Below are 21,610 nucleotides of genomic sequence, written 5' to 3' on the forward strand. Positions count from 1 at the left end.
GGTTCGCACTAAACATTGAGTAAACTGATTTCTTGAGGGAAACGCAGCATCCCATGACAAACTTACTTTCTTGTCATCACCCAGGCAAGCACAACCGCACTAATCCCTCCAGTCAGCTTCCCAACAATCATCGCAGCAACAAAATTAGCATCAACGCCTGCAACAAACCCAAGATGTCCTCCGAATACAAAGGCGCCGCTTACGCAGGAGGCGGGGACAAGAACTTTGCCACGCTCATTCATCTCAGGAAAGAGGGCAAAAGCTGGAACGGCGTGAGCGAGAGAAGCGAGAAGGCCGGCACTCGCTTGCTCGTTCATGCCTATATGCCTTGCCGATGCGATTGAGTTGAGTGGCAAGGACCCCCTTAGTAGATGAACGAGTGGCACGGCTCCGGCAAGGACGAGTACGATTTGCTCGACAATCGTCATCCCCTCGCTAAGTGGCGCAAGGCCGGCAATGGGCGTAAAGCCAAGGAGCGAGTCCAAACCAAGCAAAACGATGCCGAGTGTCGCGAGTAAAGTAATTCCTTTGCCAGCCCATTCATGTGATTGTGACTGCGGGATGAAACCACAGCCCTGCGGCGATCAGAACAGACAACAAAAGCGCTGGCACTAAATTGAGAGCCATCATCGCTAGGGGAAATCCAAGCAACAGCCCCGCCAAGCAAACAGCCGAGGGGGGCGTAATGAGACCGAGCAATATCCCTTTTGTAAAAAATGGCACGTCTGACTTGGAAAGGAGGCTAACGGTACGGTGAAGGCCACCGTTGGGCCATAAGTCGTTCCGATGAGCGCCCATGAGAACACGGAAGCTTCTTCGCTTAAAGCCAGCTCTTCAGCAAGTGCGTATCCTCCCATGTCAAGGGCAAGGATGGTGTTGACGAGGGCGGCAGGGTCAATCGAGAAAGCCCGATAGATAGGCTCGGCAATAGAAAGAAAACCGCGTGCCATCACAGGGGCGAGAGCGACGATGCCGACGATCACGAGGGCGAGCGGTCCCATCATACGAAAAGCCTCGGCAACTGTTGATCCGAGGCCTAGCTTAGAGTCAGTTATGTAGTCCGCGGCGCTCACCGTGAGTGAGACCGCGATCACAAGTAAAAAAAGTTGATTGATATCCCTGCTTGTTTATGAATATTCTCTTTTTATTTTCGGAAAAATGACAGCGCCAGTTCATCGGGCACGTCTTCAATTTTCTCATACTGGTAGGCGGGTTTCCTTTTTTTGTCGATAAGCACGGAACGAACCCCCTCATAGAAGTCGTCACAGTGAAGGAAGTGCCAGGCCAACGTTTTATCGGTTTCAAGCGTCTCCGCTAGTGTCGAGTTCCTCGATTGTTTTAGATGAGCAAGTGTGACCTTAAGAGAGAGTGGGGACTTTGTCCGTAGCAGCTGGCTCGTAGTACGAGAGAATTCGCGTTGATCTTCCTCAAGCGAATGAACAATCGCTTCCACCGTTTGCTGAGAAAAAAACTCATCGATTAGCGGCTGTTCCCGCGCGAGCACACTTTCAGGAGGCTGGGTAGTGTAGTCGGCAATGCACTTCGCCACCGCTTTGTAGCCGTCCTCATCTTCGGACCAAGAAATTTGTGTTAGCTCACTCCGAAGGGAAGGGAGCTGGTCAGAAGAGACGTAGGAATCGGCAGCACCAAGAAAGAGCGCGTCTTCTCCCTTGAAAACGGAAGCCGTCAGCGCCGCGTACCGACCAGTAGAGCCCGGGGCTTGGTTTAAAAAGTAGCACGCACCAACGTCTGGAAAAAAGCTGATGTTCATCTCTGGCATCGCCCATTTCGTTCGCTCAGTCACAATTCGGTGGCTGGTTCCGTAGGAAAGGCCGACGCCTCCGCCCATAACGATGCCATCAAGAAAAGCAACGATGGGCTTTGGGAATTCAGCGACAAGCAAATCAAGTTCGTACTCCGTGTCAAAAAAGGATTTCGCTTGCTCAAATCCGCCCTCTGTGTCGCGTGCTTGAGTGAGAGTTTTGATGTCGCCACCCGCACAAAAAGCCTTTTCGCCAGCGCCTTCCAACAAGACCACGTGTACGCTTTCGTCGTCCTTCCACGCCTTCAGCTGGTCACGAATACGTGTAACCATGCCGTACGAGAGGGAATTTAGAGCTTTTTCCCTTGAAAGTGTGATGATACCAAGTCCGTTATCAAGCAACGTTGATTGTACTTCCTTTGTCATTGTCTTCACCTCATTCAAGTCTGCGTAACCGCTTTCTATGCTTTCTATTTTGCAGGAAACCCCGGAAAATTGCAAAACAAAAAATGAGGGTTGCTTTATGTACGGTGTTCTGGTATGATTAGTCCTTAAGCAAATAAAGAAAGCAAACTCCTTTTTTCTATTCCCATGGGAAGCTAATGACTTCCTCCTCCCGCAAAGAACTGCGGATGCTTATTCTTTTCCTTCTCCATTAATTCGCCCTAACGAGGAAGATAGGAAAAAAGACTTTTTGACAGGCAATTCACACTGGCGCGGCTTCGGAGCCGTAAGGACGATTGAGAGGTAGGGCTTTCGTTGTCTTGTTTTCAAGAAATTCCATAGTGTTTGCTTTCAGACGATCCTTCGATTGGAACACGAATGGATAAGAAGATTACCCCACTATTTGCAAATGAAAAGAATAAGAAGATAGCCGTCCGGTGAAAACTGGGCGGTTTTTTGATTTTGTCTATCATAATCATAAACGAGCGTAAGGCTGGAGATTTTCTATGGTAACAATCTTTACGCTCATATATCATAAAGAGAGACAGATGGAATAATGGTGTGAGAGTCAAGCAAGCATGTTAAACTAAGGACAGAAAGAGCTAACAGAAAAGGTGAAGTGATGAAAGTTACGATCTATGATGTAGCCAAAAGAGCTGGCGTATCCACGGCAACCGTTTCCAAAGTAATTAACAACCGAGGGAAAATTAGCGCGAAAACCAAGGCGAAAGTATTAAAGGTTATGGAAGAGCTCAATTTTGAGCCGAGTATGTTTGCGGCAGCGTTAACCGTCAAGCGATCTTATACGATTGGGTTGCTCTTGCCGAACTTAGCCAATCCATTCTTTGCGGAAATCGCTCGTAAGATTGAAGACCGTGCCCATGAGCGAGGGTATAACATTTTTATGTGCAACACGGATAATAACGAAGAAAAAGAAGCGAAGTATGTGTCTTTGTTAAGGCGACATAGTGTGGATGGTATTATTGTTGCTTCTGCTTTTAGCAATCTCACTGTCTTAGATCAATTGTTCAATGACAATATTCCTGTAGCCGTTGTGTCACAGGACATCCCAGCACTGTCTTTAAACACAGTGACGGTGAACGATTTTAAGGGTGGCTATCAGGCGACGAATTATTTGCTATCGCTTAACCATACGAATATTGCGGTGATTGCGGAAGATTTACGCAGTTCTTCCGACCGTATCAAAGGGTTTGAAGTGGCTCATGAAGATGCAGGGGTGCCATTCAATAAAGAGTTTATTCGTCATGGATTTTCTAGTGTCGAAGGAGCAATGGAGGAGACGAGGAAATTATTAAAGTCGGATCAACACCCCACGGCTATTTTTGCGTGCAACGATTTACTCGCAATGGGTGTGATGCAAGTAGCTCAAGAATATAATATTCAAATTCCGCAAGAGTTATCCATAATTGGATTCGATAACACAGTCCTGGCCTTAAGCAGTGTTCCAGCTCTAACAACGATGGCACAACCATTTGATGAAATGGGGAAGCAAGTGGTCGATTTATTGGTTCAAGAAATCCAAGGGGAGATAACGACCAAACAAACCTATATGCTTGTTCCGGAACTTATTATCAGAAATACAACAGCCAAACCGAGTATTGTAAATGTGTAGCAAGTGTTTCTTATCTGCACTTGTTACAAAAAATAAAATTTAAGGTTGACTTGCTTGAAAGCGTTATTATACAATCGTGTCATACAAGGAAACCGGTTAAATTAAAAACAAGGAATGGAACCTACGATAAATACAGATATTTTGCAGTGTTAACCTAGGATTAGTAGGTAATTGGCGGAAAATATAGCCCTTGTTTTTTATTAAAAAAGTTAACCGGTTACCTCATTTGGTTAAGGAGGGATTCCAATTTGAATACAACCATTCGATGTGCAGTTTTTGGAGTAGGGAGACTAGGGATGGTTCACGCTGAAAACATCGCTCAAAAAATTCAAGGGGCGGAACTAGTCTACGTGGTCGCTTCAAGGCCGGAACGTGCAAAAAAAGCAGCTGATGAGTTAGGGGCCAAAAAATGGACGACGGATCCGGACGTTGTTTTTGAAGACGACTCCATTGATGCGGTGATCCTGGTTACCCCTACGAGCACTCACTATGACTTAATAAAGAAAGCGGCCAAGCACAATAAGCAAATTTTTGTCGATAAACCGATAACGGAAACCGTAGAGCAGGCGAAAGAAGTGAGTGCCCTTATCAACGAGACGGGTGTTCATTGCATGGTTGGCTTTATGCGCAGATTTGACCCTGCCTATCTTGAAGCGAAAAAAAGAATTGAGGCAGGGGATATTGGCAAACCTCTCTACTTTAAGGGAATGAGTCGAGACCCTGGCTCTCCCCCTGAAGCAGTGATTAAGAACAGTGGCGGTATTTTCCTTGACTTATGCATTCATGACTTTGATATTGCCAGATTTCTTATGGGCTCAGAGGTGAAAAGCGTCACGTCCCTTGGCTCCGTTCAAGTACATCCATTTATGCATACGTATCAGGATGTGGACCAGGCGATTAGTTTTCTAGAATTTGAGAGCGGTGCTGCCGCTGATATCGAAGGCAGCCGCAATTCTACTTATGGATATGATATTCGTGGAGAAGTCGTTGGTACGGATGGCGCTATGCAAATAGGAACGATTCGAAAAGAGAATGTAACTCTTTTAAACGCTAAAGGAAGCACGTATGAAAACATTCCAGTATTCCAATCGAAATTCCAAGAGGCTTTTCTGATAGAGATGAACCATTTTATTAAATGCATTCAAAATAATGAAAAACCGTTAGTGAATGAAGTGGATGGCTTAGCTTCGCTGCAAGTAGCAGCGGCCGCCACAGAAGCGTTTCTGCAAAAATCCAAAATCACGATTGCTTAAAAGGAGAGATAGCTGTGAGCACATTGATTAAATCATCAACGTCCACGTCCACCATTCGTTTAACGATGTCCCAAGCGTTATTGCGTTTTCTTGATAATCAGTATGTGGAGGTGGATGGGGAAGAAAAGAAATTTATTAAAGGGGTTATGGGCATTTTTGGACACGGAAATGTCACAGGCATGGGGGAAGCATTGGAGCAAGAAGCAAGCACTTTGCCATACATCCAGGGGAAAAATGAACAAGGAATGGTGCATGCGGCGACAGCGTTTGCCAAGCAAAAAAACCGACAAGAAATTTACGCATGTACTTCTTCTATAGGGCCAGGAGCCTTAAACATGGTTCCGGCAGCTGGAACGGCCACGGTCAATCGAATTCCGGTTCTACTGCTTCCGGGAGATATTTTTGCTACACGTCAGCCTGATCCTGTCTTGCAACAAGTGGAAGACCCAAGAGATTACACCATGAGTGCAAGCGATGCCTTTAAACCGGTGAGCAAGTACTGGGATCGTGTGTCACGTCCTGAACAATTAATGACAGCGATGATTAATGCCATGAGGGTTTTAACAGACCCAGTTGAGACGGGGGCGGTAACCGTTTCTCTTCCACAGGATGTCCAAAGTGAAGCCTACGACTATCCAGAAGAGTTTTTTGAAAAACGAGTTCATCTTATTGAACGGCGCAAACCGTCGGATGTGTCGATTGAAAAAGCGATGAATCTGATCAAACGTAAGAAACATCCAGTTATTATCGCTGGGGGAGGGGTTCTTTACTCAGAGGCTATAGAAGAATTAAAAGCGTTTGCGGAAGCTTTTACTATTCCGGTGGGAGAAACGCAGGCAGGAAAAAGTTCATTGCCTTGGGATTACCGACTCAATATGGGCAGTATTGGTTCGACAGGTTCGTCCGCTTCCAATCATTTGGCCAAAGAAGCCGATCTGGTGATTGGGGTAGGGACTAGATTAACCGATTTTTCAACTTCATCAAAGACGGCCTTTCAACATCCAGACGTTGAATTTCTCAATATTAATGTCAGCAATAGGGATGCGATGAAGCTTAATGGGCGCCTCGTTGTGGCCGATGCGAAAGAAGCATTAAGGGAATTAACCAGTGCGTTGCAAGCCGCCAACTATCAAAGCGACCATAAAGACGAAGACTTGTATCGCCTAAAAGAAGAATGGACACAGCAGGTGGATGCTTATTATGCCGATAAACGACCCGAAGGACTCTCACAAACGCAAGTATTAGGCGAATTAAATGCGTTTGTCGAAAAAAACGATACGATTATCTGCGCCGCAGGGAGTTTGCCAGGAGATCTTCATCGCCTGTGGAGAAACGAAAATCCGAAGACATATCACCTAGAATATGGATTTTCTTGTATGGGGTATGAAGTCGCGGGTGCTCTTGGGATTAAGCTCGCACAGCCGGATGATGAAGTGTACTCGCTTGTAGGCGATGGAAGTTATTTAATGTTGCACTCGGAGCTCGTGACAAGTATCCAGGAGAGAAAAAAGATTAATATTGTTTTGTTCGATAACCATGGCTTCCAGTGCATTCACGACTTACAACGAGGACAAGGGAGTGAAGGTTTTGGAAATGAGTTTAGATACCGCGACGATCAAAGCCATCGATTATCAGGGAATTATCTAGAAATCGACTTTGCTGCAAATGCAGCCAGCTTAGGCGCGAAGACGTATACCGTGCACACCGTGGAAGAATTGAAAAAAGCGTTGATTGAAGCAAAAAAAGAGACGGTTTCCACATTGATTGATATTAAAGTTCTTCCTGGTACATCGTCCGTTGGTGTCGAAGATTCATGGTGGCATCTCGGTGTTGCAGAAGTGTCAAACAGTGAAAAAGTACAAAATGCCTATGAAACTAGGAATACCAAATTAGCGGGAGCACGAAAATTTTAAAGGGAGTGAAGCAAATGGCGATCAACGTAGAAACAAAGAAACGTTTAGAGACCACGTCGATGGAAGCTCGGCGTCTCATTCTGGAAACGGTTCATCATGCAGGGGCTGGTCATGTTGGGGGACCGATGTCCGCAACCGATGCGCTCGTTAGTTTATATTTTGAGGTCATGAACATTCGCGAAGAGGAGCCAAATTGGGAAGACCGCGACCGTTTTGTTCTTTCGAAAGGTCACTCAGCGATTGGTTTGTATGCGGTACTCGCATTACGTGGCTATTTCCCGGTTGAAGAAATGAAAACATTTGATTCCATTGATTCAAGGCTACAAGGACATCCTGATATGGCGATTCTTCCTGGGCTTGATATGTCTACGGGCTCCCTTGGCCAGGGAATATCGACAGCTGTCGGTATGGCGTTAGCCGCAAAGCTAGCGGGGAAAGACTTCTATACGTATTGCATGATCGGTGATGGAGAGTCTCAAGAAGGTCAAGTGTGGGAAGCAGCCGATATTGCCTCTAAATACGATTTAGATAATCTGATCGTCATCTTAGATTACAATAAGCTCCAGCAATATGGCTGGGCTTCGCCGGATAATTCGAGAGAAATACCGGTTACTTCCCCTCAAACCAGATTTGATTCCTTTGGTTGGAATGTCATTGAAGTAGACGGGCACGATCATGACGCATTAGTGACGGCCTGTTCCGAGGCAAAAGAAGTAAAAGGAAAGCCATCCATTATTGTCGCTCACACGGTCAAAGGAAAAGGCATTACGTTCATGGAGAACGACTATCTCTGGCATTCACGTGTACCGACGGATGAGGAGCTTGATAACGGGATCAAAGAACTGGAGGAGGCGTTAAAATGAGCGTGAAATTGGATGAAAAAATCGGAATGAGAGATGCGTTTGCGGAAACATTGCTCAGCCTAAGCCAAGTAGACCCCAAAGTCTATGCCTTGGATGGGGATTTAGGAAACTCCACCAAATTAAATGTGATTGCTGATAAAAATCCGGACAAATTTCTGCAAATGGGGATTGCGGAACAAAATATGATGGGCGTTGCGGCGGGCATGGCTACCGCCGGCTTCCAACCGTGGACATGTTCGTTTGCGGCGTTTATCTGTAAACGTTCCATCGACCAAATTGCTGTAACAGTCGCGCAACCAAATTTGAATGTCAAGATGATTGGCTCTTACAGTGGGCTGCTTACAGGTCTAACAGGGAAAACCCACCAAGGACTTGAGGACCTAGCGATTATGCGTACGCTTGTCCACATGGTTGTTCTCGCTCCTGCTGACGCTGTTGAAGTGAAGCATGCCATGAAATTTGCACATCAGTATAAAGGCCCTGTCTACATTCGTTTAGCACGAGACCCCATGCCCGTACTATTTGACGACAGCACATACGAGTTCAAATTAGGTCAAAGTGTGAGGGTGAGAGAAGGAAAAGACGCCACCATTATCTCAACAGGGACACAAACGGGTCGCTCTCTTGAGACAGCTGAAAAGCTAGAAAAAGAGGGACTCAATGTAGGGGTCCTGCACTTGCCTTCGATTAAACCGATCGATGAAGAAGCGATTCTTAAAGCTGCAAGGGAAACCGGTTTGCTCATTACTTCTGAAGAGCATTCGATATATGGCGGTCTCGGAAGTGCCGTTACAGAGGTTGTTAGCGAGCATCACCCTGTCCCGGTTAAACGGATGGGTGTAGAAGACCGAAATTCGGAATCAGCTGCCAATGACGCACTGTTGAAAAAGCATAAGTTAGACCCGGATTCTATGGTTGAAACCGTGAAGGAATTTATCGCACGCAAGAGAGGATAAGAGAAACCAATACAAAAAGAAAGAAGGCTAATAATGTCTCAATATATCGTCTCCCAAACTCAACCTGATGAAAACGGCCGTGTTCTCCAGCTCACCCCTGAATCAGCGGGCTGGGAATACATTGGCTTTGAAGTTTTCCAGCTGCAACCAGGCCAAACCATTCATCAGAAAACAGAAGACCAAGAGGTAGTCGTCGTTCTTGTCTCAGGAAAAGCCAATGTAAAGACAGATCACAAAGAATGGAACGACATTGGCGATCGAATGAGTGTTTTCGAAAAAAAGCCAGCGTACTCTGTTTATTTGCCTCCGCATGATTCATTTCACGTGGAGGCAACAACCGAAGCGGAAATCGCTGTATGTAAGGCTCCAGGCAAGGGAACATACGAGGCTCGCTTGATCGGGCCAGATGATGTAGACGTGGCGAAGCGTGGTTCTGGCAGCATGCAACGGGAGATTCATAATATCTTGCCAGAAGAGAAACCGGCGGATAGCTTGTTTGTCATTGAAGTGTTTACACCTGAAGGCAACTGGTCCAGCTACCCTCCTCATAAACATGATGAGAATAACCTTCCGCAGGAAACGTATTTAGAAGAGACGTATTACCACAAAAACGATAAGCCGGAAAATGGGTTTGCGATTCAACGATTGTACACAGATGACCTTTCGCTAAATGAAAATTTGACCGTCAAAGACAGCGAAGTGGTCATCGTGCCAAAAGGGTATCATCCCGTTTCAGCACCACCCGGCTACAATCTGTACTATATGAATGTCATGGCAGGCCCCGTTCGTAAGTGGCAGTTTACAGATGATAAGGATCACGAGTGGCTAAAGAAATAATGAGGGAATGAACAGGAGGGGAATGGAGATGAGAGAATCGATTCGTGTCGCCGTTTTAGGCTTAGGAAGACTTGGGTACTGGCATGCGGAAAATCTTTCAACAAGAATTAAAGGTGCAAAATTAGAGTATGTGGTCGACCCAATCCCTGGTCGTGCGGAGCAGGTGGCGGGAGAACTTTCCGTGCCCAAATGGACGCAAAACATCGACGAGGTCTTGCAAGATGATCAAGTAGATGCGATCGTCATCGTTACGCCAACGAGCACACACGCAGAGCTGATTAAGAAAGTAGCAAAGGCACAAAAACATATTTTTGTGGAAAAGCCGTTAACAGAATACGTTGAAGATGCGGATGAAGTCATTCAAACGATTGACGAAAACGGTGTGTTCTGCCAGGTCGGGTTTATGCGCCGTTTTGATCCGGCTTATGCGGAAGCCAAAAAACGCATTGCCACTGGTGATATTGGAAAGCCGTTGTATTTTAAAGGGATGAGCCGAGATGGAAACATTCCACCTGTGGAATTCATTAAAAACAGTGGCGGTATTTTTCTTGATCTAGCCATTCATGAGTTTGACATTGCGCGTTACTTAATGAGTGCAGAGATTACAGAAGTGAAATCAGTCGGCAGCATACTTCTCCATGAGTTTATGGCAGAGTTGAATGATGCAGATCATGCAAATTCGTATCTCACATTTGATTCAGGAGCTTCAGGAGACATTGAAGCCAGTTGGATTGCTCCTTACGGATATGACATTCGAGGAGAAGTCGTCGGAAGTGAAGGAACGATCCAGATTGGAACGATGCAACAAAATCAAGTCCACATTCTGAACAAAAACGGTAGCACCCATGATATCGTTCCAGACTTTCCAACGAAGTTTCGCGATGCGTACTTCTTAGAAATGGAACACTTCATTGATAGTTTGAGAAACAATCAAACACCAAATTGCAACGCCGTGGACGGAAAGATTGCGTTAGAAGTAGCGACGGCGGCGACGAAATCCTTTCATACAGGGCAAACGATTAAGCTCCTCAGCGGCAATCAAGACAAAGTTTTAATCTAGGGTAAGGTGAGAAGCTCCTTTTGGGAGCTTTCCACCCTATGTAAGCGTTTTAAAAAATGGAGGTGAGCGGCTTATGGATACCGTTAACGTAGGCATTATTGGAGCTGGACGTATTGGGAAATTACACGCGGAAAACTTGAATGTAATTCGACAGATTAAATTGGTGGCGATCTCAGACTTATATGCAGATACGATTCGGCCTTGGGCGAATGAGCTTGGGTTTAAACAAGTGACGACAGATTATATGGAAGTGCTTCATAATCCGGAGGTGGATGCTGTTTTTGTCTGTTCTCCAACAGATACACATCCCGAGATTATTACTGCGGCTGCGAAAGCGAAAAAGCATGTGTTTTGTGAAAAACCAGTGAGCTTCTCCATAGAGGATACGCAACATGTTTTGAAGCAAGTAAAAGACAGTGGTGTTACGTTTCAAGTAGGGTTTAATCGACGCTTTGATCACAACTTCAAAGCCGTGAAAGATGCGCTTCTCTCAGATGCGATCGGTGAACTTCACAGTGTCAAAATTACATCGCGTGATCCAGCTCCACCCCCGATTTCATACGTGAAGAGTTCGGGCGGCCTTTTCGTTGATATGGCCATTCACGATTATGACATGCTTCGCTATATCGTCGACAGTGAGGCCGAAGAGATTTACGTACAGGGTGCGTGCCGCATTGATCCTGAAATTGGTGAGTGCGGAGACGTGGATACGGCAATGTCTCTTATTACATTTAAGAACGGCGTCATCGCTACGGTGGATAACAGTAGGAAGGCGGTTTACGGTTATGACCAGCGCCTAGAAGTCTTTGGCGAGCGAGGGGGAATGACCACAGAAAACGATGCAAATAGTACCTTGAAGATCTCTACGGTTGATGGTGTCTCGCAGGAGAAACCAAAGTATTTCTTTTTAGAACGCTATAAAGAAACCTATGTCGATGAGAGTCTTCAATTTGTTCATAGCATCATAAATAACACCGAGCCGCCGGTTACTGGCTATGATGGCTTACAAGCAGAGCTCCTAGCCCATGCAGCGAAGTTATCGTTAACAGAAAAACGTCCAGTTAAACTGTCTGAACTGTTGACGTCCACTCAGGCGCAGGTATGAACGAAATGGTATAAATACCCGAAACAACGGCTAAGGGTGTATCAAGATAAACGATTAGTTGAGGTGAGACAATGAGTGAACAATCTTTCCCGTTTAAGTTGGGCATACATCCCATCAATTGGGTGGGAGAAGACGTTTTTGAACATGGGGATCATTATACAGCAGAAGAAGTCTTACACGACATTTCTACTTTAGGATTTAGAGGAACAGAGGTTAGTAGAAAGTTCCCTAAGGAGGTACGTCCATTAAAGGAATTACTTAATCACTATCATATGTCGCTTACGACGCAATGGAAATCCGTTCATTTTTCCAAACCAGAGAACCTCAAGCAGCAACTAGAAGCGTATCGAGCACATTGTGATTTTTTAGCTGAATTTGGCTGTAATGTAGTGAGTACGGCCGAAATTGGCGGTTCGATTTTAAACCAAGACCCTACGCGCGGAGAGGATGAAGTGAACGTCATACGCCTCGACGATGAGGGGTGGAAATATGTAAGCGAGGGCCTTAATGAAGCAGGGCATATTGCGAAAGTTCGAGGGTTAGACCTTGTGTACCATCCTCACGCGGGTACAGTCATTGAAAATCGTGAAGAAGTCGATCGTTTAATGGAGATGACCGATGCTTCCGTAGTCTCTTTATTGTTTGATACCGGCCATAATGTGTATGGAGGCATCAATCCGCTTGACTTGTTGCAAACGTATTACAACCGTGTGAAGTATATCCATCTGAAAGATGTTCGTCTGGATATTCTCAGGCAAGTAAAAGGAAATGTGGGGATCAGAGACTCGATTCGAAGGGGGATGTTTACGGTTCCTGGTGATGGCAATCTAGAATTTGAACCCATCTTTAAAGAGCTTGCCGAACGTGGGTATGAGGGGTGGATGTTAATTGAGGGAGAGCAAGATCCTGCCATTCACCACCCTTACAACTATGCTAGAAAATCAAAAGCGTTTATTGAAAAAACCGTTCAACAAGTGATGGCGCATTCATAAGGAGTGATGGGAATGTTAAAACAAGAAAATACGCAACGTATCTATATCAATGGGACATGGACAGGTAGCGAACTTGAAGGGATTGTGGTAAAAAATCCGGCGACTCTTGAAGAGATTGCGACGGTTCCCAAAGCAGGAACAAAAGAAACAAGCAAAGCCATTGAAGCAGCCTCCGAAGCTTTTCGTTCTTGGGCCGCGTTAACAGCTGCTGAACGCGCGCACTATTTGCATAAACTGTTTGAGCTTATGCAAAGGAATGAGGAAGAGCTAGCGAAAACGATGACGTTAGAAATGGGAAAACCGTTGAATGAGGCAATAGGTGAAATTCGTTACGCAGCTTCATTCATTGAGTGGTATGCAGAAGAAGGAAAGCGGATTTATGGCCAGACCATTCCTGCCGCTCGTTCGAACCAAAGAATGATGGTCCTCAAACAGCCAATCGGCGTGGTAGCTGCCATTACGCCATGGAATTTCCCAGCCGCTATGATCACAAGAAAGCTAGGACCTGCGTTAGCATCGGGATGTACGATTGTGATTAAACCAGCGAGTGCGACGCCTTTAACGGCTATTAAGATTGTCGAGTTGTGTGAAGGAGCAGGGATTCCTAAAGGAGTCGTCAACCTCGTGACCGGAAAGGCATCTGAGATTAGTGCAGAGGTCATGCGGAATCCTTTGGTCAAGAAAGTGACGTTTACAGGTTCCACTGAAGTTGGAAAACAGTTAATGGAGCAGGCTGCACAAAATGTGACAAAGCTTTCCCTTGAACTTGGGGGACATGCACCGTTTATCGTGTTAAATGATGCAGACGTCGATAAGGCCGTACAAGGAGCGATCGCCTCCAAATTTCGAAACGCGGGTCAAACATGTATCTGTGCGAACCGATTTTATGTACAGAATGAGATCTATGAGCCATTTGTCGAAAAGTTCGCTGAAGCCGCTTCCAAATTAAAAGTCGGCAATGGATTAACTGAGGACACGGACATTGGGCCTCTCATTAACGAAGAGGGCTACAAGAAAGTGGAAGAGCATGTCGCGGATGCTCTCTCGAAGGGGGCGAGGATCGCAACCGGAGGGGAGGGAGACATTCAACAAGGTCATTACTACAAACCAACCGTTCTGAAAGATGTGCAAAACAATATGGTCATTATGAAGGACGAAACCTTTGGCCCAGTGGCTCCCGTCCAACGTTTTCATTCTGTCGAAGAAGCTGTACATTTGGCCAATGATATAGAACTAGGTCTTGCCGCGTATGTGTATACAGAAAACCTTTCCAACGGCGTTCAAGTCGCTGAAGGATTAGAGTATGGCATTATCGGTTGGAACGATGGCGTACCATCCGCTGCCCAAGCGCCGTTTGGAGGAGTCAAAGAGAGCGGTCTTGGACGCGAAGGTGGGCACCAGGGCATCGAAGAATATCTTGAGATCAAATACATTTCCATCGGTTTGTAATGGATGAATAAGGAGGGAGTCTCCCTCTTCTCTCATCGACTCAAAGCGAAATCGAGGTGTTTACTATGCGCGACGGACATTGTCTCATTGCTCAATCCGGAGGTCCTACGGCTGTGATTAATAATTCGCTCTACGGCATCATTGAGGAAGCGATCTATACCAAATCGATCAAGAGCGTTTTTGGAGCAGTGTACGGGATTCAGGGATTGCTCCAAAACGAGTACGTTCCCCTCCATACTCTATCAAAAGAGAAACGGAATGCCCTTCGTTATGCGCCGGGGGCAGCGTTAGGAACATGGCGATATAAAGTAAGAGACCAAGATATTTCAACAATGGTCTCAAACATGATGGAAAATGAAATTCGATACTTTTTCTACATAGGCGGGAACGGATCTATGTTTGTGGCGAATTGCATTTACGAAGAATCGTTAAGGCGGGGCTATGATTTGACGGTCATTGGCGTGCCTAAATCGATCGATAATGATGTCATGCATACAGACCATTGCCCCGGATTTGGCAGTGCGGCGAAATTTCTGGCGACCTCAGTTGTAGACATGCATATGGATGTACGCAGCATGGCGAATAGCAATCGCATTACGCTTCTTGAAACCATGGGGCGTGATACCGGATGGTTGGCAGCTTCCTGCTCGCTGGTTAAAAATGTGAATCAGGGTTTACCGACCCTTGTATTCATCCCGGAAGCAGCTTTTTCCAGAGAGCATTTTTTAAAGAAAGTCAAAGAGGCATATGACGACAATGGATACTGCATTGCGGTGATTTCAGAAGGCATTAAAGATTCATCCGGACATTTGCTATCGGAAAATAGGGCGAAAGGCGACTCAGTGGGTCGTCCTCAATTAGGCGGGGTTTCTTCGTATTTAAGCGAGCTGATTGAGAAGGAAACCAACCTAAAGGCAAGGTACGTCGTCCCAAGTATCTGGCAAAGAAGCAGCATGGGGATCTCTTCTGACACAGACACAAAAGAAGCCTTGGGCGTTGGAAAGCATGCCGTTCGACAAGCAGTCGAAGGAAAGAACGGAATAATGACAACGCTCTTACGAAAGAACGATCGGCCTTATGAGGTTACGTACAGCAGTGTTCCTTTAAGGGATGTAGCCGGAGGAGAAAAGGCGGTTCCTGTTGAGTGGTATGACTACGACCGTTGCGATATGAGGGAGCCCTTTCAATCGTATGGCTTGCCATTGATACAAGGAGAAAACAGCGTTCCTATGCAAGGTGGGCTGCCAGTTTACCAGACTTTATAAAGGATAAGACGCATGATCGATGAGATGTCTTGGATTGGATTGTATCTAAAAAGTGGGAGTGATTGCTATGTTTGGTAAGGTGAGAATCGGAATTTGCCACTGGTCTTTACCTGTAGAAGGACCTGCTGCTTGTGAATTAGCAGCTGAGCTAGGGTTTGAAGGGATACAATTGGATATTGGTCAGGCTGAAAAAGGGTTCCCTTTAGCTTTGCCCTATGTCCAAGAAATGTACAGGAACTATGCTAAACAAGCGGGAATTGAATTCCCCTCCATCGCGGTAAGAGAATTTGATCATTATGGAATGACACGAAAAAACGGAACCGTAGAAAAGCAAATCGTTTTTGGGGCAATTGAGAAAGCCGTATCTATCGCAGTAGCTATGAATATTCCTATCATCATGCTGCCAAGTTTTGAGGATGGGACCATTAAAACCGAGGAAGATTTTCAAAATGTGGCGGATTGCTTGCGCTACGCTTGCGATCTAGCGTTACCCTCAAACACAACGATCGCCACAGAAAATCTATTATCGATTCAGGAAATGAAACGGTTGCATGAAGTTGTGGGCCGCGAAAATTTAAAGCTGTATTTTGACACTCAAAACTATCCCTTAAGAAAAGACTATAATGCGGCTGAAATGGTTGAAGCTTTAGCGCCGCATATATGCGAATTTCACGTAAAAGATGGGAAAGATGGTCATATGAGTGGTGCTCTCCTTGGAGAAGGAGATTCAGGGTTTAACGAAACCATGGATGCTTTTCGAAAAGTAGGCTATACAGGGTGGATTAACGTGGAGAACTATTATGATCAAAAACCACTATCGCAAACAGGAGAGGATCCTCTTGAGCTTGCAAAAAAGGACTTTGCCATTCTAAAAAGCTCACTGAGGATTTAGCAAATTCGGGGTTTCGCGCCTGAGATTACCTTATCTTTTGTTAAAAATCAACCGGTTACCTTAAAAGGAAATAGGAGGGTATGAAATGCAAAACCATAAGCATTCTTATATTATTTCTGTAGCTTTAGTAGCCTCATTGGGTGGTCTTCTTTTTGGTTATGATACTGCGGTTATAGCAGGTGCTGAACAATCTGTCCAATTGTATCTTGTTGATAGCTTGGGCCTAGGTTCTCTTGTTCATGGACTGACGGTGTCCAGCGCGTTAGTCGGATGTATTATAGGGGCTCTATTTTCCGGTTTTCTATCCAATAATATAGGGCGTCGTAATACACTCATCATTGCAGCTATATTATTTGCTGTTTCAGCAGTAGGTTCTGCTTATCCGGAGATGTTTTTCTTTACTGCTGGTGAACCGACGTTATCTTTATTAATTACCTTTAATCTTTATCGAATTTTAGGAGGGATTGGCGTTGGTTTGGCTTCAGCCATAGCACCGATATATATTAGTGAAATGAGCCCTCAACATATTAGAGGAAGACTAGTGGTGCTGTATAACATGGCCGTCGTATTTGGGCAAACAGTCGTATACATTGTCAATTGGTTAATAGCCTTAGATCGACCTAGTGCATGGATCAATGAAATTGGATGGAGATATATGTTTGCTTCCGAACTTATCCCAGCAGTCTTATTTTTCCTGTTGCTGTTCTTCATTCCTGAAACGCCAAGGTATTTAGCCATTAAAAATGATGAAACCAAAGCATTTAAGGTGCTGGAAAAATTGCACGGCTCCAAACAAATTGCAACCAAAACGCTAGAAGATATCAAATACACGTTGCGTATTCAAGATGAAAAGTTTAATATCTTCTATTACGGCAAAAAGGTGTTAATTGTAGGGATAATGATTGCTGTGCTCCAGCAATTTATTGGAATCAATATTATACTCTACTATGCTCCACGTATTTTTGAAAGTCTTGGTGCAGGCCAATCAGCCTCTATGCTTCAAACGGTACTTGTGGGTGTCATAGGCGTTACGGTTTCATTGATGGCTATACGTCTAGTAGATAGGTCTGGCAGAAAATTTTTATTGCTTTTAGGTTCTGCAGGTTGTGCGATTTGTCTACTCGCAGTAGCTATGCTTTTCTTTGCAGGCATTTATGGCATCAGCACATTAATTTTCATTTTAGGATTTGTTGCGATATTCCAAATGACCTGGGGGCCTGTGGCGTGGGTCATGCTCTCAGAAATGTTTCCTAATAAAATCAGAGGCCAAGCCATTTCTATTGCTCTTACGCTGCACTGGGGAGCGAATTTAACAGCGTCTTCCACGTTCCCGCCTTTAAATGAAGCATTCGGAGCCGGGACATTTCTTATTTATGGAACGATTAGCGTCCTTGCCTTTTTCTTCATTTGGAAGTTTGTTCCTGAAACTAAAAATAAGTCTTTGGAAGAATTAGAGAAAATATGGTTGAATGAGAGGTCTGATTCAGCATAACGAAAAAGTGTTGTCCCCGGCCACGTTTGATGTCGAATCATTTGTCACGGGGTTCCTACGAATCGTTACCTTCACTGCCAATTCGAATTCTAGGGTATCTAGTCATTGAAAGTGCTTAAAAACTAGGGGAAGGAGAGTTAGTTAAGGAGCGTATTGATTCAGGTGTAAGTTGGGCCAAATTTATAGACGTTCACAGTTGATTAAATAGGAGAGAACGGTTACACTTGAAAGGTAACCGGTTAACCTTTATTTGGTTGCCATTGTTACAGCCTTCTGACAGAAAAACCCGCAGTCTGCGTCCAATTGACTGTGGGTTTTTCAGTTGATGAGGATCATGAATGTAATCCAGGGATGTGAGAGGGAACAATGTGGTTTGTTTTTGCTTTAGCAGCTGCTTGCTGTTTTGGGTTAAGAGGAATTTTGTATCAATGGACATCTCAAAAGCCCATTGATCGAAATCTTTTGCTTTTTGGAGTGTACGTTTCGGGAACGACAATAGCGATAACTGGGAACTTATTTGCTCAACAACAGTGGTCCGATGGGGCATGGTACGGGATCTTAATGGGTATATTCTCTTTTCTCGCCAATGCGTCGATGTATAGAGGGTATGCGGTTGGAAGACCTTCCGTTATCGCTTTATTTTCAGGACTTCCCCCTTTTGTCGTTGTTGTTGTCGCCTATATTGCTTGGGGAGAGGTATTAACAACCTGGCAATTATTTGCGTTTTTGATCATGATTTTGGGGCTACTATGTATAAAGTATTCACATGATTTAAAAACGGGCGGATTAAAAGGGATTCAGTGGGGAATCATGACCATGCTCTTTTTTGGTTTGACCGATGTCTCTGTGAAACAGTCCACTCTTGCCGGAGCAGCAACTTTGCCGGCCCTTATTGTCATGTTTGCTACAGGAAGTTTGTGTTTTGGATTTGCATGGATGCTTAGCAATCTAAACAAAAAGCGGGCGGTTAGAACAGCTCATGGAGAACAGGCTGCTGCCGAAGATGGCCACGTTTGTCATACGGACCCCAACTGGTCGCTGCAAAGAACTTTTGGATGGGGAATGATCGTAGGGATCACCAATGTAGCTGGAATGATGTTTGTACTTCCGGCCTTTCGAGAAGGCACTACAGGAATTGTTTCAGCAATCAGCGCGATGAATGTTGTGATTATCATTTTGTATGCGCGCTTTTTCTTAAAAGAGGAATTAGCCAAAAACGAAGTGATGGGCCTTGCATTAGCGTTCCTGGGGATTATTGTGCTTCGTTTGAACGCTTAGGTTTTTAATAGATGCTCAAGCCTCCGCTGCTGCGCGTAGCCTCCAAATAACCTCCTTAAGTAGGCTCCTTGGGAGTACGCCAAGCATTTGGTTGGCTATAATTAGCTTAAGGAGTGTTTGTTGTCCGTTCCAGAGGCGATGTGTACATGGAAGTACCCCTAGATCCAATCTTTTCGTAGGGAGGCTGGATCATACTCCTAAGCCCTCGAATCAAGTTCTCCCAAAAAGACTTTTCTTATCTGGTTCGTTGGAGAGCAGGAGAACAAATCTCTTGCTTTTTTAAATTCGCAGTGATATGCTTCTAACAACTTAGCAATCCCTTATACACTTGATACAATTCAGTACCACAACTTCATAAGCGTTTTTAACTTCGGGGCGGGGCGAAAATCCCCACCGGCGGTGATGAGGCAAGGCCTCTTAGTCCGTGACCCGGTTTGCTTTTTGCAAAGCGGTGGATCTGGTGCAACTCCAGAGCCGACAGTGATAGTCTGGATGGGAGAAGTTAGAGTGAGAGCTGCGCGAAAAGACCATGTTGGTCTGGTTTATTTGCCGTGCTATGCTTTCATATCGTATCACGTTTAGGTGCTGCGTTTATTTCCTATTTGATTACAACCCCTCGAAGTGTGAATGCTTCGAGGGTTTTTTGCGTGAAAAGGAGCGTTCTTTATGAATGACCGTTGGTATATGGAACAGGCGCTACAGCATGCTGCTGCGATGCGGGGGCAAACGTCGCCGAACCCGATGGTAGGAGCGGTCATTGTGAAAGATGGACGCATTGTTGGGACGGGGGCTCATTTAAAAGCTGGGACTGCACACGCGGAAGTGCATGCGCTCCGTATGGCTGGTGCTGATGCGAAGGGGGCGACGATGTATGTCACGCTCGAGCCATGCAGTCATTACGGCAAAACCCCGCCCTGTGCGGATGCCATTGTTGACGCGGAACTCGCCCGTGTGGTAGTCGCCACCACCGATCCCAACCCGAAAGTCGCTGGGGCGGGGATCGCTAAAATAGAGAGAGCAGGGATTTTGGTCGAGCTCGGTGTGTGCAAGAAAGAAGCCGCCAAATTAAACGAAGCCTTCTTTCATTTTGTGGAAACCAAGAGACCTTACGTAACGCTGAAAACCGCTTCGACGCTTGACGGAAAAACAGCAACCATCAGCGGCGAAAGCCAGTGGATTACCGGGAATGCGGCTCGGGAAGATGTGCATGAGTCGAGACATCTTCATGATGCGATTCTCGTTGGTATCGGAACAGTGCTTGCGGATCATCCATCGTTAACGACTAGACTTCCTCAAGGAGGGCGGAATCCAGTTCGAGTTGTGTTGGACCGTCGCTTGCGTCTGCCTGAGGATGCCAAGCTAGTGACGGACCAAGAGGCGGAGACATGGGTGTTTACCGAAGCAAGCGCTGATTCAGAGAAAGCGCGTGTGCTTGGAAGCAAAAATGTTCGCGTCGTCCCCCTTGAACAGCTAACGATTGAGGCAGTACTCGCCGAACTTGGCCGCGCCGACATCATGACGTTGTATGTGGAAGGAGGGGCCACCGTAAGCGGCGCGTTTGTGGAGGCGGACGCGGTCGATCGCTACATTGCCTACACAGCCCCTAAATTAGTAGGAGGAAGCGCCGCACCGACGACGGTGGGTGGAAGCGGGATTGCTTCCTTGAACGAAGCGCGTCAATTCGAAGTCGAGGATGTGCGTATGGTCGGGGCGGATGTTCGCCTGATTGCGCGCAGGAAAAGGGAGGAACACTAATGTTCACGGGAATCATAGAAGAAAAAGGAACGGTGCAAAATATCGAGCAAACCGGACAAGCGATGCGTGTAACGATTGGTGCTTCGCATGTTCTTACCGATGTGGCCACTGGCGACAGCATTTCGGTCAACGGCGTCTGCTTAACGGTGACGTTGTTTGAGACAGATCGTTTTGCCTGCGATGTGATGCCAGAAACCGTGAAGGCTTCTACGTTTTCGAATCTGAAGAGCGGTTCCAGTGTCAATTTAGAGCGAGCGATGGCAGCGGGAGGGCGTTTTGGAGGGCATATGGTCTCAGGGCATGTGGACGGAGTTGGGCGCGTCGTGAAGCGAACGCCTTCTCACAATGCCGTCTATTTTGAAATTCAGGCAAGTCCGGACGTGCTGCGCTATGTGGTGCAAAAAGGGTCCGTAGCCGTAGAGGGAACAAGTTTAACCGTATTTGACGTCACTGAGGATAGCTTTACGATCTCGATCATTCCTCATACGCTGGAGGAGACGACGATCGGAGAAAAGCAAGAAGGCGACGCGGTGAATGTGGAATGCGACATGATCGGCAAATACGTAGAAAAAATGCTGAAGCCGAAAGAATCAAAAGCAAAAGAAGAGGAGTTTCAAGAGCTTCTTGAAAACAATGGTTTTTACTAAAAAGGAGGGGTGAC

The 21,610-nt window shown here is 45.8% G+C and carries 18 protein-coding genes, 1 pseudogene and 1 riboswitch; of the genes and pseudogenes, 16 read left to right on the top strand and 3 right to left on the bottom strand.

Going from position 1 to position 21,610, the window contains the following annotated elements:
- Nucleotides 1-62: 62 nt before the first annotated feature.
- The 3 genes and pseudogenes from eutH (AVZ68_RS20960) to AVZ68_RS16960 all read right to left on the bottom strand — a co-directional run bounded on the left by eutH (AVZ68_RS20960) (nucleotide 63) and on the right by AVZ68_RS16960 (nucleotide 2,188).
- Nucleotides 63-563, bottom strand: coding sequence for an ethanolamine utilization protein EutH (gene eutH / locus AVZ68_RS20960; RefSeq protein WP_281176643.1), 501 nt, complete (start codon nucleotides 561-563; stop codon nucleotides 63-65).
- Nucleotides 541-1,094: pseudogene (gene eutH, locus AVZ68_RS20965) on the bottom strand (ethanolamine utilization protein EutH). Before eutH (AVZ68_RS20965) ends, eutH (AVZ68_RS20960) begins: the two are co-directional and overlap by 23 nt.
- A gap of 50 nt (nucleotides 1,095-1,144) precedes the next feature.
- The gene (locus AVZ68_RS16960) at nucleotides 1,145-2,188 is read right to left on the bottom strand and encodes an enoyl-CoA hydratase/isomerase family protein (protein WP_059105768.1); all 1,044 of its coding nucleotides are present in this window, start codon (nucleotides 2,186-2,188) and stop codon (nucleotides 1,145-1,147) included.
- A 640-nt stretch (nucleotides 2,189-2,828) separates the two neighbouring features.
- Here AVZ68_RS16960 and AVZ68_RS16965 point away from each other — a divergent pair.
- From AVZ68_RS16965 to ribE, 16 genes are all read left to right on the top strand, one after another.
- Nucleotides 2,829-3,839 carry a LacI family DNA-binding transcriptional regulator gene (locus AVZ68_RS16965; RefSeq protein ID WP_059105769.1) on the top strand — a complete coding sequence of 337 codons (1,011 nt, stop codon included), beginning with the start codon at nucleotides 2,829-2,831 and terminating at the stop codon, nucleotides 3,837-3,839.
- Between the two features lie 248 nt (nucleotides 3,840-4,087).
- A complete protein-coding gene (gene iolG, locus AVZ68_RS16970; protein ID WP_082676738.1) occupies nucleotides 4,088-5,092 on the top strand; it encodes an inositol 2-dehydrogenase in 1,005 nt (334 codons plus the stop codon).
- Between the two features lie 65 nt (nucleotides 5,093-5,157).
- Nucleotides 5,158-7,005 (top strand): 3D-(3,5/4)-trihydroxycyclohexane-1,2-dione acylhydrolase (decyclizing), encoded by a 1,848-nt coding sequence (iolD, locus tag AVZ68_RS16975; protein WP_059105792.1) that lies wholly within the window; start codon nucleotides 5,158-5,160, stop codon nucleotides 7,003-7,005.
- Nucleotides 7,006-7,019: 14 nt separating this feature from the next.
- Nucleotides 7,020-7,868, top strand: a complete 849-nt coding sequence (locus tag AVZ68_RS16980; RefSeq protein WP_059105771.1) for a transketolase — start codon at nucleotides 7,020-7,022, stop codon at nucleotides 7,866-7,868.
- Entirely contained in the window at nucleotides 7,865-8,824 is a 960-nt protein-coding gene (locus AVZ68_RS16985; protein WP_059105772.1) for a transketolase family protein, read from the top strand. The genes AVZ68_RS16980 and AVZ68_RS16985 overlap by 4 nt, the downstream gene beginning before the upstream one ends.
- A gap of 33 nt (nucleotides 8,825-8,857) precedes the next feature.
- The gene (gene iolB / locus AVZ68_RS16990) at nucleotides 8,858-9,661 is read left to right on the top strand and encodes a 5-deoxy-glucuronate isomerase (protein WP_059105773.1); all 804 of its coding nucleotides are present in this window, start codon (nucleotides 8,858-8,860) and stop codon (nucleotides 9,659-9,661) included.
- A 28-nt stretch (nucleotides 9,662-9,689) separates the two neighbouring features.
- The gene (locus tag AVZ68_RS16995) at nucleotides 9,690-10,721 is read left to right on the top strand and encodes a Gfo/Idh/MocA family oxidoreductase (protein WP_059105774.1); all 1,032 of its coding nucleotides are present in this window, start codon (nucleotides 9,690-9,692) and stop codon (nucleotides 10,719-10,721) included.
- 73 nt (nucleotides 10,722-10,794) lie between these two features.
- A complete protein-coding gene (gene iolG / locus AVZ68_RS17000) occupies nucleotides 10,795-11,826 on the top strand; it encodes an inositol 2-dehydrogenase (protein ID WP_059105775.1) in 1,032 nt (343 codons plus the stop codon).
- Nucleotides 11,827-11,897: 71 nt separating this feature from the next.
- Nucleotides 11,898-12,818 carry a myo-inosose-2 dehydratase gene (iolE, locus tag AVZ68_RS17005; RefSeq protein ID WP_059105776.1) on the top strand — a complete coding sequence of 307 codons (921 nt, stop codon included), beginning with the start codon at nucleotides 11,898-11,900 and terminating at the stop codon, nucleotides 12,816-12,818.
- A 39-nt stretch (nucleotides 12,819-12,857) separates the two neighbouring features.
- On the top strand, nucleotides 12,858-14,267 hold the full coding sequence (locus tag AVZ68_RS17010; protein ID WP_281176644.1) for an NAD-dependent succinate-semialdehyde dehydrogenase: 1,410 nt from the start codon (nucleotides 12,858-12,860) through the stop codon (nucleotides 14,265-14,267).
- A gap of 65 nt (nucleotides 14,268-14,332) precedes the next feature.
- The gene (locus AVZ68_RS17015) at nucleotides 14,333-15,532 is read left to right on the top strand and encodes a diphosphate--fructose-6-phosphate 1-phosphotransferase (RefSeq protein ID WP_059105778.1); all 1,200 of its coding nucleotides are present in this window, start codon (nucleotides 14,333-14,335) and stop codon (nucleotides 15,530-15,532) included.
- Between the two features lie 67 nt (nucleotides 15,533-15,599).
- The gene (locus AVZ68_RS17020; protein WP_059105779.1) at nucleotides 15,600-16,424 is read left to right on the top strand and encodes a sugar phosphate isomerase/epimerase family protein; all 825 of its coding nucleotides are present in this window, start codon (nucleotides 15,600-15,602) and stop codon (nucleotides 16,422-16,424) included.
- An 85-nt stretch (nucleotides 16,425-16,509) separates the two neighbouring features.
- Nucleotides 16,510-17,916 carry a sugar porter family MFS transporter gene (locus tag AVZ68_RS17025; RefSeq protein ID WP_059105780.1) on the top strand — a complete coding sequence of 469 codons (1,407 nt, stop codon included), beginning with the start codon at nucleotides 16,510-16,512 and terminating at the stop codon, nucleotides 17,914-17,916.
- A 366-nt stretch (nucleotides 17,917-18,282) separates the two neighbouring features.
- Nucleotides 18,283-19,194, top strand: a complete 912-nt coding sequence (locus tag AVZ68_RS17030; RefSeq protein WP_059105781.1) for an EamA family transporter — start codon at nucleotides 18,283-18,285, stop codon at nucleotides 19,192-19,194.
- A gap of 362 nt (nucleotides 19,195-19,556) precedes the next feature.
- Nucleotides 19,557-19,702: riboswitch (FMN riboswitch) on the top strand.
- A 158-nt stretch (nucleotides 19,703-19,860) separates the two neighbouring features.
- Nucleotides 19,861-20,949: a bifunctional diaminohydroxyphosphoribosylaminopyrimidine deaminase/5-amino-6-(5-phosphoribosylamino)uracil reductase RibD gene (ribD, locus tag AVZ68_RS17035; RefSeq protein WP_059105782.1), complete on the top strand. Its 1,089-nt coding sequence runs from the start codon at nucleotides 19,861-19,863 to the stop codon at nucleotides 20,947-20,949.
- Entirely contained in the window at nucleotides 20,949-21,596 is a 648-nt protein-coding gene (ribE, locus tag AVZ68_RS17040; protein WP_059105783.1) for a riboflavin synthase, read from the top strand. Before ribD ends, ribE begins: the two co-directional genes overlap by 1 nt.
- Nucleotides 21,597-21,610 lie beyond the last annotated feature (14 nt).

The sequence above is a fragment of the Shouchella shacheensis genome (assembly GCF_001484965.1).
Classification (GTDB): Bacteria; Bacillota; Bacilli; order Bacillales; family Bacillaceae_D; genus Shouchella; species Shouchella shacheensis.

Excerpts from the sequence above, each read along its gene's own strand:
- AVZ68_RS16960 (WP_059105768.1), bottom strand. The coding sequence starts at position 2,188 with ATGACAAAGGAAGTACAATCAACGTTGCTTGATAACGGACTTGGTATC.
- AVZ68_RS16965 (WP_059105769.1), top strand. The coding sequence starts at position 2,829 with ATGAAAGTTACGATCTATGATGTAGCCAAAAGAGCTGGCGTATCCACG.
- iolD (WP_059105792.1), top strand. The coding sequence starts at position 5,158 with ATGTCCCAAGCGTTATTGCGTTTTCTTGATAATCAGTATGTGGAGGTG.
- AVZ68_RS16980 (WP_059105771.1), top strand. The coding sequence starts at position 7,020 with ATGGCGATCAACGTAGAAACAAAGAAACGTTTAGAGACCACGTCGATG.
- AVZ68_RS16985 (WP_059105772.1), top strand. The coding sequence starts at position 7,865 with ATGAGCGTGAAATTGGATGAAAAAATCGGAATGAGAGATGCGTTTGCG.
- iolB (WP_059105773.1), top strand. The coding sequence starts at position 8,858 with ATGTCTCAATATATCGTCTCCCAAACTCAACCTGATGAAAACGGCCGT.
- AVZ68_RS16995 (WP_059105774.1), top strand. The coding sequence starts at position 9,690 with ATGAGAGAATCGATTCGTGTCGCCGTTTTAGGCTTAGGAAGACTTGGG.
- iolG (WP_059105775.1), top strand. The coding sequence starts at position 10,795 with ATGGATACCGTTAACGTAGGCATTATTGGAGCTGGACGTATTGGGAAA.
- iolE (WP_059105776.1), top strand. The coding sequence starts at position 11,898 with ATGAGTGAACAATCTTTCCCGTTTAAGTTGGGCATACATCCCATCAAT.
- AVZ68_RS17015 (WP_059105778.1), top strand. The coding sequence starts at position 14,333 with ATGCGCGACGGACATTGTCTCATTGCTCAATCCGGAGGTCCTACGGCT.
- AVZ68_RS17020 (WP_059105779.1), top strand. The coding sequence starts at position 15,600 with ATGTTTGGTAAGGTGAGAATCGGAATTTGCCACTGGTCTTTACCTGTA.
- AVZ68_RS17025 (WP_059105780.1), top strand. The coding sequence starts at position 16,510 with ATGCAAAACCATAAGCATTCTTATATTATTTCTGTAGCTTTAGTAGCC.
- AVZ68_RS17030 (WP_059105781.1), top strand. The coding sequence starts at position 18,283 with ATGTGGTTTGTTTTTGCTTTAGCAGCTGCTTGCTGTTTTGGGTTAAGA.
- ribD (WP_059105782.1), top strand. The coding sequence starts at position 19,861 with ATGAATGACCGTTGGTATATGGAACAGGCGCTACAGCATGCTGCTGCG.
- ribE (WP_059105783.1), top strand. The coding sequence starts at position 20,949 with ATGTTCACGGGAATCATAGAAGAAAAAGGAACGGTGCAAAATATCGAG.